Annotated in this window: 20 protein-coding genes; 5 read left to right on the top strand and 15 right to left on the bottom strand. The window is 70.6% G+C overall.

What is annotated here, in order from left to right:
- Positions 1-6: 6 nt before the first annotated feature.
- The 8 genes from KXR53_RS17110 to KXR53_RS17075 form a co-directional block, all read right to left on the bottom strand.
- The gene (locus tag KXR53_RS17110; protein ID WP_437376449.1) at positions 7-414 is read right to left on the bottom strand and encodes an HK97-gp10 family putative phage morphogenesis protein; all 408 of its coding nucleotides are present in this window, start codon (positions 412-414) and stop codon (positions 7-9) included.
- Positions 411-764, bottom strand: coding sequence for a hypothetical protein (locus tag KXR53_RS17105; protein ID WP_437376448.1), 354 nt, complete (start codon positions 762-764; stop codon positions 411-413). Before KXR53_RS17105 ends, KXR53_RS17110 begins: the two co-directional genes overlap by 4 nt.
- 2 nt (positions 765-766) lie before the next feature.
- Complete coding sequence (locus KXR53_RS17100) at positions 767-1,135, bottom strand: DUF4054 domain-containing protein (protein ID WP_437376447.1); 369 nt, start codon at positions 1,133-1,135, stop codon at positions 767-769.
- Positions 1,136-1,137: 2 nt separating this feature from the next.
- Positions 1,138-1,443, bottom strand: coding sequence for a hypothetical protein (locus KXR53_RS17095; RefSeq protein WP_437376446.1), 306 nt, complete (start codon positions 1,441-1,443; stop codon positions 1,138-1,140).
- A gap of 18 nt (positions 1,444-1,461) precedes the next feature.
- Positions 1,462-2,415, bottom strand: coding sequence for a DUF2184 domain-containing protein (locus tag KXR53_RS17090; RefSeq protein WP_437376445.1), 954 nt, complete (start codon positions 2,413-2,415; stop codon positions 1,462-1,464).
- Between the two features lie 41 nt (positions 2,416-2,456).
- On the bottom strand, positions 2,457-2,930 hold the full coding sequence (locus tag KXR53_RS17085; RefSeq protein ID WP_437376444.1) for a structural cement protein Gp24: 474 nt from the start codon (positions 2,928-2,930) through the stop codon (positions 2,457-2,459).
- 34 nt (positions 2,931-2,964) lie between these two features.
- Positions 2,965-3,975: a DUF2213 domain-containing protein gene (locus tag KXR53_RS17080; RefSeq protein ID WP_437376443.1), complete on the bottom strand. Its 1,011-nt coding sequence runs from the start codon at positions 3,973-3,975 to the stop codon at positions 2,965-2,967.
- A 115-nt stretch (positions 3,976-4,090) separates the two neighbouring features.
- A complete protein-coding gene (locus KXR53_RS17075) occupies positions 4,091-5,389 on the bottom strand; it encodes a DUF1073 domain-containing protein (protein WP_437376442.1) in 1,299 nt (432 codons plus the stop codon).
- Between the two features lie 432 nt (positions 5,390-5,821).
- Here KXR53_RS17075 and KXR53_RS17070 point away from each other — a divergent pair, with 432 nt between their 5' ends.
- Positions 5,822-7,072 (top strand): acyltransferase family protein, encoded by a 1,251-nt coding sequence (locus tag KXR53_RS17070; protein ID WP_437376441.1) that lies wholly within the window; start codon positions 5,822-5,824, stop codon positions 7,070-7,072.
- 22 nt (positions 7,073-7,094) lie between these two features.
- Here KXR53_RS17070 and KXR53_RS17065 read toward each other — a convergent pair whose 3' ends face one another.
- The 4 genes from KXR53_RS17065 to KXR53_RS17050 all read right to left on the bottom strand — a co-directional run bounded on the left by KXR53_RS17065 (position 7,095) and on the right by KXR53_RS17050 (position 10,010).
- Positions 7,095-8,033 carry a PBSX family phage terminase large subunit gene (locus KXR53_RS17065; RefSeq protein ID WP_437376440.1) on the bottom strand — a complete coding sequence of 313 codons (939 nt, stop codon included), beginning with the start codon at positions 8,031-8,033 and terminating at the stop codon, positions 7,095-7,097.
- The gene (locus KXR53_RS17060; protein WP_437376439.1) at positions 7,960-8,673 is read right to left on the bottom strand and encodes a phage terminase large subunit; all 714 of its coding nucleotides are present in this window, start codon (positions 8,671-8,673) and stop codon (positions 7,960-7,962) included. Before KXR53_RS17060 ends, KXR53_RS17065 begins: the two co-directional genes overlap by 74 nt.
- A gap of 230 nt (positions 8,674-8,903) precedes the next feature.
- Positions 8,904-9,344, bottom strand: a complete 441-nt coding sequence (locus tag KXR53_RS17055; RefSeq protein WP_437376438.1) for a hypothetical protein — start codon at positions 9,342-9,344, stop codon at positions 8,904-8,906.
- Positions 9,345-9,401: 57 nt separating this feature from the next.
- On the bottom strand, positions 9,402-10,010 hold the full coding sequence (locus KXR53_RS17050; protein WP_437376437.1) for a DUF6456 domain-containing protein: 609 nt from the start codon (positions 10,008-10,010) through the stop codon (positions 9,402-9,404).
- Between the two features lie 129 nt (positions 10,011-10,139).
- Between KXR53_RS17050 and KXR53_RS17045 the strand changes: the two genes are divergently transcribed.
- Entirely contained in the window at positions 10,140-10,433 is a 294-nt protein-coding gene (locus KXR53_RS17045) for a hypothetical protein (protein ID WP_437376436.1), read from the top strand.
- A gap of 7 nt (positions 10,434-10,440) precedes the next feature.
- Here KXR53_RS17045 and KXR53_RS17040 read toward each other — a convergent pair whose 3' ends face one another.
- Both KXR53_RS17040 and KXR53_RS17035 read right to left on the bottom strand, forming a co-directional pair.
- The gene (locus tag KXR53_RS17040) at positions 10,441-10,953 is read right to left on the bottom strand and encodes a hypothetical protein (RefSeq protein WP_437376435.1); all 513 of its coding nucleotides are present in this window, start codon (positions 10,951-10,953) and stop codon (positions 10,441-10,443) included.
- On the bottom strand, positions 10,953-11,285 hold the full coding sequence (locus tag KXR53_RS17035) for a hypothetical protein (protein WP_437376434.1): 333 nt from the start codon (positions 11,283-11,285) through the stop codon (positions 10,953-10,955). Before KXR53_RS17035 ends, KXR53_RS17040 begins: the two co-directional genes overlap by 1 nt.
- Positions 11,286-11,565: 280 nt before the next feature.
- Here KXR53_RS17035 and KXR53_RS17030 point away from each other — a divergent pair, with 280 nt between their 5' ends.
- Complete coding sequence (locus tag KXR53_RS17030) at positions 11,566-12,144, top strand: LexA family transcriptional regulator (RefSeq protein ID WP_437376433.1); 579 nt, start codon at positions 11,566-11,568, stop codon at positions 12,142-12,144.
- A 265-nt stretch (positions 12,145-12,409) separates the two neighbouring features.
- Here the strand turns inward: KXR53_RS17030 and KXR53_RS17025 are convergent, their stop codons facing one another.
- Positions 12,410-12,865, bottom strand: a complete 456-nt coding sequence (locus KXR53_RS17025) for a VOC family protein (protein WP_437376432.1) — start codon at positions 12,863-12,865, stop codon at positions 12,410-12,412.
- A gap of 170 nt (positions 12,866-13,035) precedes the next feature.
- Here KXR53_RS17025 and KXR53_RS17020 point away from each other — a divergent pair, with 170 nt between their 5' ends.
- Positions 13,036-13,209, top strand: coding sequence for a hypothetical protein (locus tag KXR53_RS17020; RefSeq protein ID WP_437376614.1), 174 nt, complete (start codon positions 13,036-13,038; stop codon positions 13,207-13,209).
- A 781-nt stretch (positions 13,210-13,990) separates the two neighbouring features.
- On the top strand, positions 13,991-15,544 hold a 1,554-nt coding region (locus KXR53_RS17015; RefSeq protein ID WP_437376431.1), incomplete at its 3' end, for a calcium-binding protein.

Here is a 15,544-nt window from a genome sequence, read left to right as displayed (position 1 = left end):
CAGGCCTCATCCCTCCGCCCGGGCCCGGCGGATGGCCTGGAGGATCAGCTCGACTGCCTCTCCCCGCTTCTTCGCGGTCGCTGGCCGCAGATACGGGCGGGCCGCCATGCGCGAGGTGCCGAATTCGAGGTCGGCGGCATAGGGCGCGGCCGAGACCACATCGGCGGCCAGCTCGCTGCGCCGTACGGCGGTGATGTTGCCGTCCAGCCGGCCGGTGTCGGCGTTCGGCGGCTCGCCCGGCGCGGACGGGATGTGATCCGGCCCGCTCGCCGAGCCGACGGCGATGCTGGCCACGGCCTCTGCCGCGACCAGCTCCGCTGCCGCGGCCACTGCCTTGCCGGCCTCCCGGCGGACGGCCTTGCCCGCCTGCCTCAGGCGCCGGAGATGGCGGTCGACGCCGGTGACCCGCGTCATCGCGCCGGCACTCCGGTCACGATCCAGGCGGCGCCGGCCGGGTCGCGCTCGATCGAGCTGATCCGCCAGCGGCCTCCGGCCAGCGTGATCTCGTCGTCGAGCGTCGGCTCCGAGACCACGCCTGCCTGCAGTACGATGAGACGTACCGCCTGGCCCGGGATCCCCCAGTCGGTCCGCTGCCGATCACCGGCATCGTCGCGGTGGCCCTTGACCGGGACATCGGCGAAGGCCGGCGGCAGGATCACTTGGCCATCCGCATCCTTGGCCGCGACATGCAGCGTGCCGTCGAGCAGCAGCGGCGCGAAGGCGGCACCGAACACCGCCCGGAGGGTGCTGTCGAGCAGGGACATGGCTACACCACCGTCACGGCTGGGACGTTCCGCCGCATCAGCTCCAGGAAGCGGCGGCCGTAGCCGGTCGAGTCCAGCGCGCCCGGGCTGCCATCGGTGGTGTCGGGCCGCTCCAGCTCCAGCGCGCCGCTGCGCATCCGCCGGAACCCGCCGGCGGCGACGGCCGCCGCCTCGGCGCCGCTGCCTTGCCCGTCCAGGGTCAGGATATGGGCGGCGAGCAGCAGCCGGCCGAGCCGGACATCGGCTGCGCTCGCCCAGTTGTCGCCGACCTGCAGCGCCGCCTCGTCCAGCGCCGTCTGCAGCACGGCGTCGGCGACGGCGGCGAAGCCCGGGAAACGGGCCTTGAGCTCGGCGGGGGTCGGACCATCCATCGTCAGCCTCCCTGCCCCAGCCGCGCCAGCTCCGTCGCGACCTGCTCCTTGCGCAGCGGGCCGGCCAGCTCCTCGCCGTCGGGTCCGACGATGTGGAACCGGCCGAACCCCCGATGCACCGCCCTCGGCCCGGCGGCCCGGGGCGGCTCGTCGCCCCAGGCCAGCAGCCCGGCCTCGACCTGCCGCCGGGCATTGGCCGCCTCGGCCTCGGTCAGCTCGAGCTCGACCGCCTCGCCCGGCTCGATCAGCCGAGCCCGGCCCTGGGCATAGAGGAAGCGCGGCCCCGGCGAGATGTTGGCGATGCGCATGGCCGAGCCCTCCCCTGATTAAATACCGTCGCCGTAGCGGAACGCCTTCGGCCGCCGGATCTCGACCCCGCCGGTGCGGAAGATGCCCGGGATGTCGAAGGCCAGCGGCCCGGATCGGGAGGGTTCCAGGAACTGATGCGGCATCGGCAGGTGCAGCTTCACCACCTGGGGATCGCGGCGATAGGCGACCATGCGCGCGGTGCCGCCCGACCCGGCATCCGCCAGCCCGCGCACGGCGCGGATGGTCAGCGGCGCGCCGGTGATCGCGGTGTAGGTGTTGCTGCGGCGCAGATATTCGAGGATGGTCAGGTCGCTCGAACCGCTGCGCGGCGTCTCGGCCAGATAGGTGAACCGGTCGATCGGCAGCAGCAGCGTGTCCGCCAGCTCCACCGTCAGCGATTCCTGGTAGACGCCGGTCAGCAGCTCGTTCAGGTCGCGCAGGATCTGGTCCGGCGTCTTGTCCGCCCAGCGGGTGGACGCCCCGGCGCCGTCATTGGCCACGAGGCCCGCGGTGACGTTCGGGTCGTTGATCAGGCCGGCCCAGCCCTTGGCGCTGCCGCTCGGCGGCACGCCGCGCAGGGCGAGGCCGTCCATGAACTCCTCATAGGCGCGCACGGCGGCCGCGGCCCGGTCCGCCGACAGGTTGGTGCCCGGCACCATCATCGCCTGGCCCAGCTCCTGCAGGGTGTAACGGTAGCCGATAGCCGCCATCTCGATCGCATGCTCGCTCTGGGCGCGCTCGACATCCGCCAGCGGGATGTCCTTGGCCAGGTGGCTGACCCACTCGGCTTGGCCGACCCGGTCGGTGGAGAAGAAGGTGACGCTCTTGGCCCAGGGATTGGCCGAGGTGTCGACCGGCACCAGCGCCGGATACTGGATGTCGGGATACTGGATCTCGTAGACCTGCGCCTCGATCTGGCTGGTCTGGGAGACGAGGAAGCCCAGCGCCTGCTGAGCGTCGAATGCGAACATGGAAGGCTCCTTGAAAGGGCTGGGCAATCGGAAGCCGGCGGTCAAGCCGACGGCAGGGCACCGCCGAGCCGGACGACGGCCAGGCCGCCGCTGGCGGCGCCGGTCATCCAGCGGGCGCCGGCGATGGCGAAATGGGTGGCGTCGCCCGGCAGGCTGGACAGGACGCCGGTCGCGGCCTCGAACACGACATTGTCGCCCGGGGCGACGGCGCTGCCGGCTGTGACCCAGATGTCGCCCTCGGTCAGCACGGCGATGGTGGCGCCCTGCCGGTAGACATCGCCGTCCCGCGGGTCGAGCGCGACGTCGCGGATCGAGATGCCGACGAAGCCGGCGGCCGCCGAGGCCCCGAGCACCGCGCCCTTGGCGCCGGCGCCCTGGCCGACGGCCAAGCCGAAGCCGATGCCGGACGCGGTCTCGACGATGCGGCTGTCGGCATCGGCGTTGGTCAGGTTGGCGACCATGCCGGCCACGGCCGGGCGGATGGTCTCGCTGTAGCTGTTCTGCGCGACGGCCATGTCCGTCACTCCTTTCCTTGATGGCTGGCGGCGGTCAGGCCGCGGTGGAAGCGGTGGAACTGGCGGCTCGCCAAGCCCCGGTCAGGCGGGTGTCGCGCCGGCGCAGCGCCTCGGCGCGCGCGTCGCCCGGGACCGGCCGGCCGGCCAGGGCCTGGCGCAGCGGGTCGGGCCGCGACGGGCCGGACGGGGCGGCCGCGGCCAGCACCCGGAAGGCGCCCTCGATCGCCGCGTCGCCCATCTCCCGGGCGGCGTCGCCGATCCGGGACGCCACCGCGGCGCGGCGGATCTCGGCTTCGCCACGGCCCTCGACCGCGAGATCGTCGCCGGCAATCCGTCGGGCCTCCGCGAGCAGCCGGGCGCGGGCGGCGACGGCCTCGTCCAGCCGGGCCGGGGTCATCTCTGAGTCGCGCAACCGCGCGGTCAGGGCGGCGATCTCGCCGTCCCGGGCCTCGAGCGCGGCCCGCAACGCCGCGACGTCGTCGGCAGGTGCGGCCGGCGCCGTGGGCGCGGCGCCCCCGGCGTCGCCGATGCGGCAGGCCGGGCCGGCGCGGGCGGCGTCGACCACCGCCAGGTGGTTGGCGCGGATCCGGCGCTGCACGGCGTCATAGGGCTCGCCCGCCGGCGTGGCGCCGGGAGTCCAGTCGATCTCGGCGGAATAGCCGACGCTGAGCTGCCGCTTGCCGGCGGTGACGGCGTCGATCGCGGCGCGGTCCATCAGCACCAGCGGCACGCGGAGATAGTCGCCGTCCCGCGCCACCTCGCCGCCGACCTGGCCGACGGCATGGGCCTTCCAGTTGGCGGCCGTGACCGGCTCGGCCGGGTGGTCGAGCGTGACCGGCCGGTGCGCCATCGACGCCATGGCGTCGGCGGCGAACACCTCCTCCTCCGGTCGCCAGACCCGGACGGAGGCGAGCTCCGGCCGGCCCATCTCGGCGCCGCTGTAGGTCTGGACGCCGGTGCGGGCGATGCGGGCGGCCGCGACCAGATAGCCGTCCTGCGTGGTGCGCCGGTCGCCGACCAGCGCCACGGTGTCGGTGATGAGCATTGAGTTTCCTCGTGATGAGCAGTCGTAGGTTGGGTTCGCGGCAGGCGAACCCAACATTCGTCCTAGTGGCCGCGCGACGTCGGGTTCGCGCCGCGAGCCCGACCTACGTCTCAGATCAAGAACTCTCCCCCTCCCCTCGCGGGAGGGGGTTGGGGGGAGGGGGTGCCGCGCCATACGCCGCCTCGATGCCGGGATATGTGCCGTCCTCGACCAGCTGGTCACGCACCGCCTGGGCCAGCACCTCGGGCGGGATCAGCCCGGCCGCGGCGTAGACCGAGCTGGTCTCGGCCTTGGTCTTGGCGATCGTCGCCGCCTCGCCCGCCCCGAGCTGCCACAACGGCGCCCACTCGTACCGCACCTCCGGCGGCCGGATGCCGAGCGCGCTCAGGATCAGCGCCTCGTCCAGCCGGCGCAGCGCGGGCGCCAGCGTCACCCGCTGCTCCGCCGCAATCCGGTCGTAGTAGTTGCGGATGTCGCTCTCGCCGGTGGCGTTCAGCCCGGCCGGGGCCTGGCCCAGCAGGCGGGTGGCCGGGATGTCGGCGGCGCCGGCGGCGATCTGCAGATATTGCTGCATGACCTCGGGCAGCTGGGCGAAGCTCAGCTGCTTGCGGTCCCACTCCTCCTCCTTGTCGATGACCAGGGCGTTCACCAACCCCTTCATCGTGTTCGCCAGGGTGAAGCGCTCGACCAGCCGGGCCGCATAGTCGGCCTCGGCCAGGTTCTGGGTCAGGTGCGGGATGCGGATGACGTCGAGCTTGGCCTCGTGCAGCAGCGCCGCCACGCCCTGGGCGGCCAGGCCGGCCTGGCGGATCGCATCCGTCACCGCCTGCAGCACGCTGTCGCCCCAGCCGTCGCCGCCGGCCCCGTCCGGCAGCTCGGCGCCGACCAGGCGCACCACCCGGCTCGGATGCAGGCGCACGCCGCCCTGCCCCGCCCTGCCGGCCGACGCCACCTGGTACCAGCCGGGCTCGCCAAAGCCGGGCGACAGCACGTCGCGGTCGATCTCGCCGGGCGCGATCTCCCAGCGGTGCATGACGTGCAGATAGCGCAAGGCCCCGCGCCCGAGCGCCGGCAGCGGCCGGGCCGGATCATCGTCGCCCGCGCCCAGCACCAGCGCCGCGCCGCCATACAGCCGGGCCAGGCGCAGCGCCCGCGCCACCTTGCGCTGGACGCCCAGCCGCGCCTCCTCCGCCTCGATCGCCGCGATCTGCTCCGGCGCGGCGTGCCATCGCCGCCATTCCCGGGTCATGTCGAAGGGCGGCACGTCGATCACCTTGCGGGCGATCCAGTCGCCGCGATAGGCGGCGTCGAGCTGCCCGCGATCCTGCGCGACCAGAACGAATCGGTCATGCGCCAGCTTGTCCTTGGGGGTGAACAGCCCGGCGACGAGGTTGGTCAGCGTGTCCAGGATCAAGTCCGGCCTCCCGGGGCCATCGGCCCGGCTGTCGTTTCGCCTCTCCCGCCTGCGGGAGATCTCTTCGGTATGGTCTCTGAATGGCCGCGAGGGCCGGCGCCGGCCGAAGAAAACGAGCCCCTTCCCTCGCGGGAGGGGCTGCGGGCCGACGGCGGCTGCGCATGAAAATCCCGCCGCGGCGGTGCCGGGCGGGCGCAACTATCTGACGATGCCTGAACTATGCCACGCGACGCGGTATCGCGTCAAGAACAAAAAGCGAACACAATACCGCGGACGGAAGCTCCCGGCATTGCGAACCCCCGAAGTCGCGCCGGTCCGACCAGGCCGGCCCCGGGCGCGACGCCGCCGACCTGCATGATCTTGCAGCTAGACGGGCGGCGGCTTTCGCCGCCTGTGTTTCCGGCAGCGCGGGATCGTCCCCGGGGGGCGCAGATGGGCATCTTCTCCGTGTGGCCGTATTTCGTTCTCATGGCCGCGGTCTGGCTGGTGCTGGCGACCCCGATCTTCCGGGCCGCGGACAAGCCCCTCTGGCACGACCGGAGGACGGCGACGCTCGACGGGCTGCGGGGCTTCCTCGCGATGAGCGTCTTCGCGCACCACCTGGTCATCACCCACCGGTACATCGAGACGGGACTCTGGGAGCTGCCGGCTTCGGGCTTCTACACCCTGCTCGGACAGGCCGGCGTCATGCTCTTCTTCATGATCACGGGCTTCCTGTTCTGGGGGAAGCTGCTCGACGGCAAAGGCCGCCCGGACTGGACGGCACTCTATATCGGCCGCCTCTTCCGCATCGGTCCGATGTATCTCCTGGCCGCCGGCCTGATGCTCGTCATCGTCGCCTGGCGGACCGGGTTCACGCTCCGGGAGCCGGCCTGGACCGTCGCGGCGGCCGTGCTGCAATGGCTGGCGTTCGGCATCGTCCCGCTGCAGCCCGACGTCAACGGCTATCCCCGCACCGGGCTGATCCTGGCGGGGGTGACCTGGACGATCTTCGTCGAATGGCTGTTCTACGGGTCGTTGCGGCTGATGGCCGGCGTCGCCCGCGGGGCCCGACCCCAGCGGTTCGCCGGCGGCGGCCTCCTGCTCTGCCTGGTCGTCCTGGCGATCGCGTCCTGGTCGGCCGACATCTCGTTCGCCCATCCGACGCCGGGGCTGCTGATTGCCACCCTGGCCACGATCCTCGCTGCATTCTTCTCCGGCATGGCGACGGCATGCCTGGTCCGGCGCGAGACCCGGCCGCGCGCGCCCGAACGGGCGGCCTCGCTGCTGGCCGTGGCGTGCCTGGGCACGGTGTTCCTGGCTTTCGGCGACATGATCGGCCCGGTCCAGATCATCCTGCTGTCGGTCTTCTTTTACCTGATCTGCGACGGCTGCACCCTGTTCGGCCTGCTGTCGACGCGCCCCGCCCGGCGCATGAGCGAGATCAGCTACAGCATTTATCTACTGCAGGGCCTTGTGCTGACCCTCGTCTTCGCGCTGCCGCCGGTCCGGGGCTTCGCCATGGCCGACCCGGTCCGGTACTGGCTGGTCGGCGGCCTGTGCGCGCTGCTGCTCGTTGCCGCCTCGGCCGTGACCTATCGCTGGGTCGAGGCGCCGGGAATCGCGCTGGGGCGGCAGGTGCGGTCCCGGCTGGCGGGCTGGGCCCGGGCCGTGGACGACCTGCGCGGCGCGACCAGCCCGTAGCGGGCCGTCGTCCCGGCGGTCTTCATCCGACCCATCTCAGGCTGCTGTCATAGGTGCCGTATTGCTTGCGCCTTTGTCCCTCGAGGGCATAGCGCAGGGCGTCGATGGCGTGGTTCTCGCGGTCCTCCAGCTGCGACAGGATCTCGCCGGTCTTCGGGTCGGTGCGGTAGCTGAACAGCGCCAGCTCGTCGATCAGGTGCCGGCAGCGCGGATGCACCAGGATGTCGTGGCTCTTCAGGAACTCGATGCCGTCCTCGACCGACCCGGCGCCTTTGGCCGCGGGCCGGATGCAGCCGAAGCCGTGGCGCTGCATGTAGCTGATGGTCTCCGGCCGGGCGCTATCGGCGATGATCGGGCCGCGCCGCGACCCCGGCACGGTGTCGAACAGGGCCGGGGTGCGGTCGATCTCGCAGCCGACGCGGTAGGCCTCGTGGTCGACGAACAGCGTCCGCCCCTGCACGAAGCAGCGCAGCAGCACCGTCGGGTCGCGGGCGAAGCCCCAGTCGGCGCCGAACAGGAAGCGGGCGTCGGCCGGCGTCTCGAACGCCTCGATCCGCCAGTTGCGGAACACCCGCGCCTCGCTGACCCGCCGATAGCCGCCCAGCCAGACATGCTGGTACTTGTCCGGGTCGCGGGCGCGGTCCCACTCCATCTCCGCCTTCAAGACATCCGGGAAGTGCGGGTTCTCCGTCCAGTTGGCCTCGATCAGCACGGTGTCGGGCGGCGTCGGGCCGCCGCGGAACAGCTGGTCGATCGGGTCCTCCGGCCGCACCGGGTTCCAGGAGAACCACAGCTCCGACCCCTTCTTGCGGATGGTCGGGCGCAGCAGCTCCAGGCTGCGGGCCGACAGCGACTGTGCCTCCTCGACCCAGGCGATGTCGTAGCCCTCAAGCGACTTGATGCTCTCGGCCGTGTGGTTCTGCATGCCCTGGAAGATGATCCGGCCGTCCCCCCGGACCAAGAATCCTGTCGGCCTGGACGGTGAAGACGGGGCCCAGGCCCAGCGCCTGAATCTTGTCCTCGATCAGCCGCTTGACCGACTGGTCGAGCGACCGCTGCACCTCGCGGATGCACACCGCCCGGATCGGCCTGTCGACGCAACGGCGCACCAGCAGCTCGGCGAAGACATGCGACTTGCCGGACCCGCGCCCGCCATGGACGGCCTTGTAACGGGACGGCTTCAGCAGATCCCGGAACGCCGGCGCCAGCTCCAGCGGCGGCGGGGCCGGCGCCCGCAGCGCGGGCCGGATCTCGGGCTCGGGCGGCAGGCGCTGCAGCCGCTCCCTATGCCGCAGCAGCTCCGCCTGCTCCTCGGGGTTCGGCTTGCCATCCCCGCGGCCGTCGAGGACGACCGGGATCTTGTTCGACAGCGTCTTGACCGCGTTCGCCGCCACGGGCCGCCGGCGCAGCCGCCGCCGCTCTTCCAAGCGAAGGGCGAAGACCAGGAGCCAGGGCCTCTTCAGCAGCTTCGCGGCGCAATCCTTGCTCGCGCGGTTCATGTATTTCGCCCGGCGCGCCGCTTCGGCGCCGTTGCCGCAGTCGAGCAAGTGGCGGACGAAGCGGCGTTGCTTCCAGTTCAGCTTCAACCGACTCCGTGCCATGCCGCATCGCGCTCCACTCGGGGGATCGGAACGAAAGCGCCCGCCGCGGCGGTGCCGGGCGGGCGCAACTGTCTGACTGTGCCTGAACTATGCCACGCGACGCGGCATCGCGTCAAGAACAAAAAGCGAACATCGAAGGGCGGTGGCGCCTGCTCGGCATGAAACGGCCCGCCGCGGCGTTGCGGGGCGGGCCTGAGCGGACGAGGTCGAGCCGGCGTCAGCTGCTCGGATTACTGCGGAATCTGGAAGAGTCGCTTGACTGGGTTGCTGCCCCCGTTACCACGGCCCCTGCTGCCGCGGTCCCGATCACCACGATCCCGATCGCCCGACGACTGCGGGATCCGGAAGAGCCGCTGGACGTCGGTGCGCCCGTCGTCTCGATCCCGGCGCCAGCGGCGCCGATCATCGTCGTCGTCATCGTCCCGATCCCGGCGGTGGCGGCGAAACCGGTCGCGGTCGTCGTCGTCCCAGTCGCGATAGCGGTAACGGCGGTATCGGTCGCGGTAATAGTAGTCGTCATCGTCATACCAGCCATACCCCGACCCGTAGTAGTAACTGGGGTAGCCGCCATAGCCGTAGCCATCCGGCTGGCACGCGGCGACGAGCGGCGCGGACGCCGCGACAGCGACCGTCACGAACATCGCCCGGGCAAAGCCGAAACCGTTGGTCAAGGCCCGCACTCCGCGCTGTTGCGTCGAATCAACACGCGAGCCCGGAAAAACGATCCGTCACCCATCGCGGATCCGCCGGGCGTTGCCGGCGGCGGTGCCGAACATCTCGCGACTCACCCCCCTCCCCGGGGGCGGGTCGTCACGGCCGGTCAGGCGATAGTGGTCGGCCAGCGTCTTCAGCCCGTCCTCCAGCACGCCCATCACCTTCTCGCGGCTGCGGCCCTGCCTGGCGGCGACGGCGGACACGTCCTGCTCATGGCAGCACACCGCCTCGACCACCGCTCCGACATGGGGTCCGAGGCAGCGCAGCGCCGCCTTGTAGGCTCGCAGCGCTTCGAGCTGCACCTCGCCTGGGGTCAACACCATGCCGGTGCCGCGGATCCCGGGCGGCAGCTCGCCATCGCGGTCCTGCACGCCAAGGACGCCGATCTCGAACTGGCTGCGCAGCCGCTGCCCGGCCGAATGCATGCGCGGGCTGATCGTGCCGCGGGCGGCCAGCCGGTCGATCGGCGACTGCACCAGGCGCCCGACCGGGGCGCCGATCGCGGTGCCGGTCGGCCGGTCGATGATTCCCGCCGCATGCCGGGCCCGCTCCGGCGTCTCCCGCAAGGCGGCGCCCCGCCCGGCCGCGATCGTCCTGCCGCGCCCGTTCCTGTGTCGCGTCATCATTCCCCTCTGCTGGTCTCGGAATGCCGCGATGACGGGCGCGGGCAGCCCGCCCGCCGCCATCTTCTCGGCCTGGAACAACTTCCGGGGTCGCCCGCTTGCTCTAGAGGGAGCAGCCCCGGAGGTTGCATGTCGGAGTCCCCACGGCAGGCGGAGGCGATCCACGCCTGGCTGCGCATCTACCTCCTCAACTGGCAGGAGGGTTACCGCCCCTCCGAGCTGGAGGTGGGGTGGATCGCCCGCGCCATGCGGATCGCGCGCGACGGCGGCAGCCTGGGCCGGATTCATGACTGCGTGATGGCCGCGATCACCCACCGGGCGCCGGTGGAGCCGCCCGAGCCCTATGGGCTGGAGCAGTTCCGCCGCGATTTCGCGGCCTTCCGCGACGCCTATTTCCGCGGCCGGGCCGCCGCCCGCATCTGAGATTGTGTTACCAGAGCGCCATCATCGCCGCGGCGCAGCCGGCCGGCGAATGTGGTGGCGGCGGGCCGATCCGGACGAACGGGCCGCGCGGCTCAGGGTGTTCATGCCGGGCGAATTCGCGGCGCCGCACGGCGGCATCATAGCTGGCGGCGCTCGCCTTCGTCGGCCGCGGCCAGCTCGCGCGCTCGGCCAGCCGCCGGGACTGGGCCTCGGACAGATCCAGGATCTGCTCCGGGCTCAACCGGCGCGGGCGCCGCGCCGTGCGCTGGCCGGTGCCGGCGACCTCGAAGACGCGGCGGCGGCCGCGGCCGATGACGGTGATCCGCCCGGCGCGTTCCAGCCGCCCCAGCTCGTAGCTGATCAGGCCCGGATTGTGGCCGATCCGGTGGCCGGCGGCCTGCAGCGCCGCTGTCAGCTCGGCGGCCGAGGGCGTCTGCGCCCCCTCCGCCGCCGCGGCGGCGATGACGGCGAACAGCGACCGGGTCCGGTCGCTCAGCGGAATCGGAAAGTCGTCGCACATCAGGCGTCGGTCCCCGGCACCGGCTCCGCCGCCGGGTTGACCAAGGCGAAGCCGGATCCGGTCGCCAGCACGCAGGCGCCGCCGCCGGCCTGGATGCCGAGAACCGTGAAGCTGGCGCCGTCGGCCGAGGCTAGGATCTCGATAACGAAGCCGCGGTCGGACAGCATCCGCGCGACCGGAGCCTCGTGATAGCGCTCGCTCAGCGCCGCGGCGATGATCTCGTAAGGGGCGCAGGGGCTCTCGGCCTGGGCGGCGGCCGGGGTCGGCAGGACGGCGAACACAGCGAGGGCGAGGCCGGCCATCGGGCCGGCAAGCGCGGATGCAAAGGACATTGCGAGACTCCGAGGGGGAGCGGTCAGCCGGGCCGCCACGGTCCGTTGCGGAGGGGATCAGCCGGCGCCACTGAGCCGCAGCAGCGCCGCGGTCAGGCCCAGCAGAGTCAGCAGGGCCAAAATGTCGAGAAGCCGAGGAATCATCCGGCTCAGCCTCCGGACGGCTTGAAATGGGTTCGATACATGAAGAGAATATTCCCCATTCCGGGGAATTAAGTCAACTCAATTTTCCCCATAATGGGGAATGACAAGCCAATCTCGATCACTTATGATCCCCGGAATGGGGAACGGACTGAAACAGCTGCGTCAGGCCCGGGGCTGGACGCATGAGCAGGCGGCGGAGGCCATGGGCGTCTCGCGCGGCCAGTTCATCAAGCTCGAGCGCGGCGAGCGCCGGCTGACCGCCGACTATATCCGGCTGGCGGCCGAGGCCTTCGGCACCAGCGAGCTGGAGGTGATGGGCACGCCCCGCACCGTGCGGCTGGTCGGCAAGGTCGGCGCCGGGGCCGAGGTGCATCTGTTCGACGGCGACGCCTCGTCCGAGCAGATCGACGAGGTCGAGGCCCCGCCCGGCGCCGACGATGCGACGGTGGCGGTGATCGTCGAGGGCGATTCGATGTTCCCGCGCTATCTCGAGCGCGAGACGATCTACTATCGCCGCGCCGACGCCACCGGCGACCCGGCCAGCCTGATCGGGCGCGAGGTCGTGGTCCGCCTGGCCGACGGCCGCACCTTCGTCAAGGTGCTGCGCCGCGGCTCCAGCCCCGGCTACTTCACCCTCGACAGCTACAACGCCCCGCCGATGGAGGATGTGGTGATCGAATGGGTGGTGCCGGTGAAATGGGTCAGGCGGGACTGACCGCCGGCCCTGCCCTCTCTTCACCGGGCTGCAAGAGACCGTTTGGAAATGCGCTGGTGTGATACCAGCGGCCCGAAACGTTGACCGTCATGGCGAGCCCCGAAGGGGCGTGGCCATCCAGCGGCACCGCCTGACCGATCCGGCTCCAGCCGGAGATCGCGGTGACCACGCCGCCGAAGCTGCATCACGGGATGGGACACGATCCTCCCTTCCCATGCGTGCACGAACCCCACCCACCGACGTGGGCGGGGTTCTCCCTTGACCGTTACCGATTACTGCCGAGTGGTTCTGCCAGTCCGATGAGAAGTCCTTCGGGGCCGCGGATGTAGCAGAGCCGATACGAGTCCTCGTACTGAACCACTTCGCCGACGAGCTGCGCACCGTGCTTGCGGAGTCTGGTGAGTGTTTCGTCGATGTCGCTCACTGTGAACATAGCACGCAGGTAGCCGAGGGCGTTCACCGGGGCGTTCCGGTGATCGGCGACGACAGACGGAGTGAGAAAACGCGAGAGCTCGAGGCGGCTGTGGCCGTCGGGAGTGACCATCATGGCGATCTCGACGCGCTGATTACCCAGTCCAGTGACGCGTCCGGCCCATTCTCCTTCAATCATGGCTCGCCCCTCAAGCGTCAGGCCAAGCTCGGTGAAAAAAGAGATGGCATCATCGAGAGATTCCACCACGATGCCGACATTGTGCATTCGCAGCAATTTGCTTTTAGTCATGGATTTCGGTCGTGTCCCTGGTGATGGTCTAGCTGCTGGACGGTAGCGGAGCCGCTCGCGACGCGCGCCTTCCACATGGCGCCGTAGCGAGCGAGCGGCGCAGCGGTGGTCATCCGCGGTCTTCGGTAGGGTCGGGTTTGCGGACTCGACCCCAAGACCGAGGACCGAAGATGGCCGACGACATGATGGCCCTCCTCGGGCTGACGGAGAAGAGCGCCGACGCCGATCTGCTGCTCGAGCAGAACGACGAATGGGCCGTCCAGCGCTGCCGCTACATGACCCGGGAAAGCGTCTCAGCCTTGGGCGATGATCCCCTCGTCAGCCTGCCCATCCTCGCCGCCTGACCGATCCGGCTCCAGCCGGAGATCGCGGTGACCATACCGCCGAAGCTACATCACGGGATGGGACACGATCCTGGATGGCCCCCTTCGCCCCAGGGATCAACACCCGACCGGCGAGCCTGCGATCGGACTCCCGTGCAAGAGAACCGTCATTGCGAGGAGGCGAAGCCGACGAAGCAATCCGTGCCGCCGCTTTTGCGGCCCTGTACTGCTTCGCTGCCCTCGCAATGACGATCCTTTCATGCGCTCGTCGGTATCAGACCGGCAGTCGCCTGATCGAAGATCGCGGGATCGCCTTGCGCGCTCGCCATGAGAATGGCCCCGGGTGGCCAGCACTTGCGTCGCCCGCTCCGAAAACTCCCACGGTCTGGAGCTTCTGCTGGTGTCCGGCACCATCGTCGCCGGTGGCGAGGTGATGAATCCGCAGGATTGGGCTCGCCTGCCGGCGGGCATCGATCTCCAGGCGCATGTCGGGGAAGCGGGCGCGCGCTCTGGATCAAGCGCGGGCCGCTTTTGCACCCGGATGTGTGCGCTTTCTGATACCAGCCGCCCGAGACGTTGACTCGTCATGGTGAGCCCCGAAGGGGCGTGGCGAAGCGATCCGGACGAGCTGTTCTCCTGCAGGTCGCTACAATTATTATCGAAAATACGATGTTATGCGTTTTTTCTGACCGGCCCGCCCTCCCGTTTGGGAGATGTCGCCGGCGCCGTTGCGAGGCAGGCTTGCTCCGCCAGGCCGGGCGCAGCGCCGGGCCTGCGGATACCGGAGCAAGGAGGGGTCATCATGCCGGTGCGGAAATGGGGCAGCGAGCAGGTCGTCGGGATCACGGCCGGCGCCAGCGCGGTGCGAGGGTTCGATGTCGCCGGACTCGCCGACGGCGGCTATGTCGTGGTGTGGGAAGATACCAGCACGCCTCGGCAGGTGCTGGCCCAGCGCTTCGACGCGCTCGGCAAGCCCGTCGGCGCCCAGATCGTGGTCGGCAGCGACGGGCCCGGCACGGTCTATTCCGAGCCGCAGGTGGCGGCGCGATCGGATGGCGGTTTCTCCATTACCTTCACCAGTGCCAACGGCAGCGGCAATGCCTGGGTGAGCCACTATGCGGCCGACGGCGCCTTCCAAGTCGGGCAGGGCTTCATCGACCCCGCCGTCGAGGAGAGCCAGGGGGCGATCACCTCGTCCGAAAGCGGCGGCATCCGCTTCGTCTTCCAGGCCAGCGGCGACATCAGGATCGGCAACACCATCGTCAATGACGATGCGACGGCCGGCACCCAGGAGGCGCCCTCCATCGCCGAGATCCCTGGCGCCAATCGCTATGTCGTCACCTGGGTCGACCACAATGGCGGCAACAACTACCGGTATCGCGTGTTCGAGGCGGACGGCGACCCCGTCACCGCCTCGCTCCAGGTCAACAACACGCCCGGCGTCGCCGCGTCGGCCGACCACCCGGCCGTGGTGATCGGCCTGGCCAATGGCGGCTTCGTCATCGCCTGGTACGAATTCTCGACCGCGCTGCAGGACCGGCAGGGCGTCAGCATCCACGCCCAGATCTACGACAGCGCCGGGGGGCAGGTCGGCAACGAGTTCGTGGTCAATTCGATGTTCAAGAACCATCAGGCCTTTCCCGACTTGGTGGCCCTGCCGGACGGCGGCTTCGTCGCCGTCTGGTCCGATTCCTCCCTGGGCGTCAACAGCGGCGACTATAACATCGTCGGCCAGCGCTTCGACGCCTTCGGCGCGCGCGTCGGCACGCAGTTCACCGTCAACACCACCACCGACGGCGCGAGCGGCGAGTTCTACCCCCACATCTCGGCGCTGGCCGACGGCCGGCTGGTGGTGGTCTGGCGGGGCCCCAGCGAGCTCCGGACCCAGATCATCGACCCGCGCGACGGGGTGGTGACCGGTGATGAGGACGCCGACACGCTCTACGGCCACGACCTCGTCGGCGACGAGATCAACGGCCTCGGCGGCGACGACGTGCTCAACGGCCTCAACGGCGACGACGGGCTCTATGGCGGCGACGGCAACGATGTGCTTCGCGGCGGCGCCGGGGCCGACTATCTCGACGGCGGCGCCGGCACCGACACCGCCAGCTACTTCACCGGCTCGGCCGGAGTCGTGGTCAGCCTGGTCGCCGGCACCGGCAGCGGTGGCGAGGCGCAGGGTGACATGCTGGTCGGGATCGAGAACGTCTCCGGCAGCCAGGGCAATGACAGCCTGGTCGGCCACAGCGGTGCCAACACCCTGCAGGGCTGGAACGGCAACGATGTGCTCACCGGCTCCGGCGGCAAGGACACGCTCACCGGCGGCGCCGGCGCCGACCGCTTCGTCTATGGCAGC

This window comes from Inquilinus limosus (genome assembly GCF_051487185.1).
Lineage (GTDB): Bacteria > Pseudomonadota > Alphaproteobacteria > DSM-16000 > Inquilinaceae > Inquilinus > Inquilinus limosus_F.
Note: the sequence above shows the minus strand (reverse complement) of the source record. Positions and strands in the feature narration are given on the sequence as shown.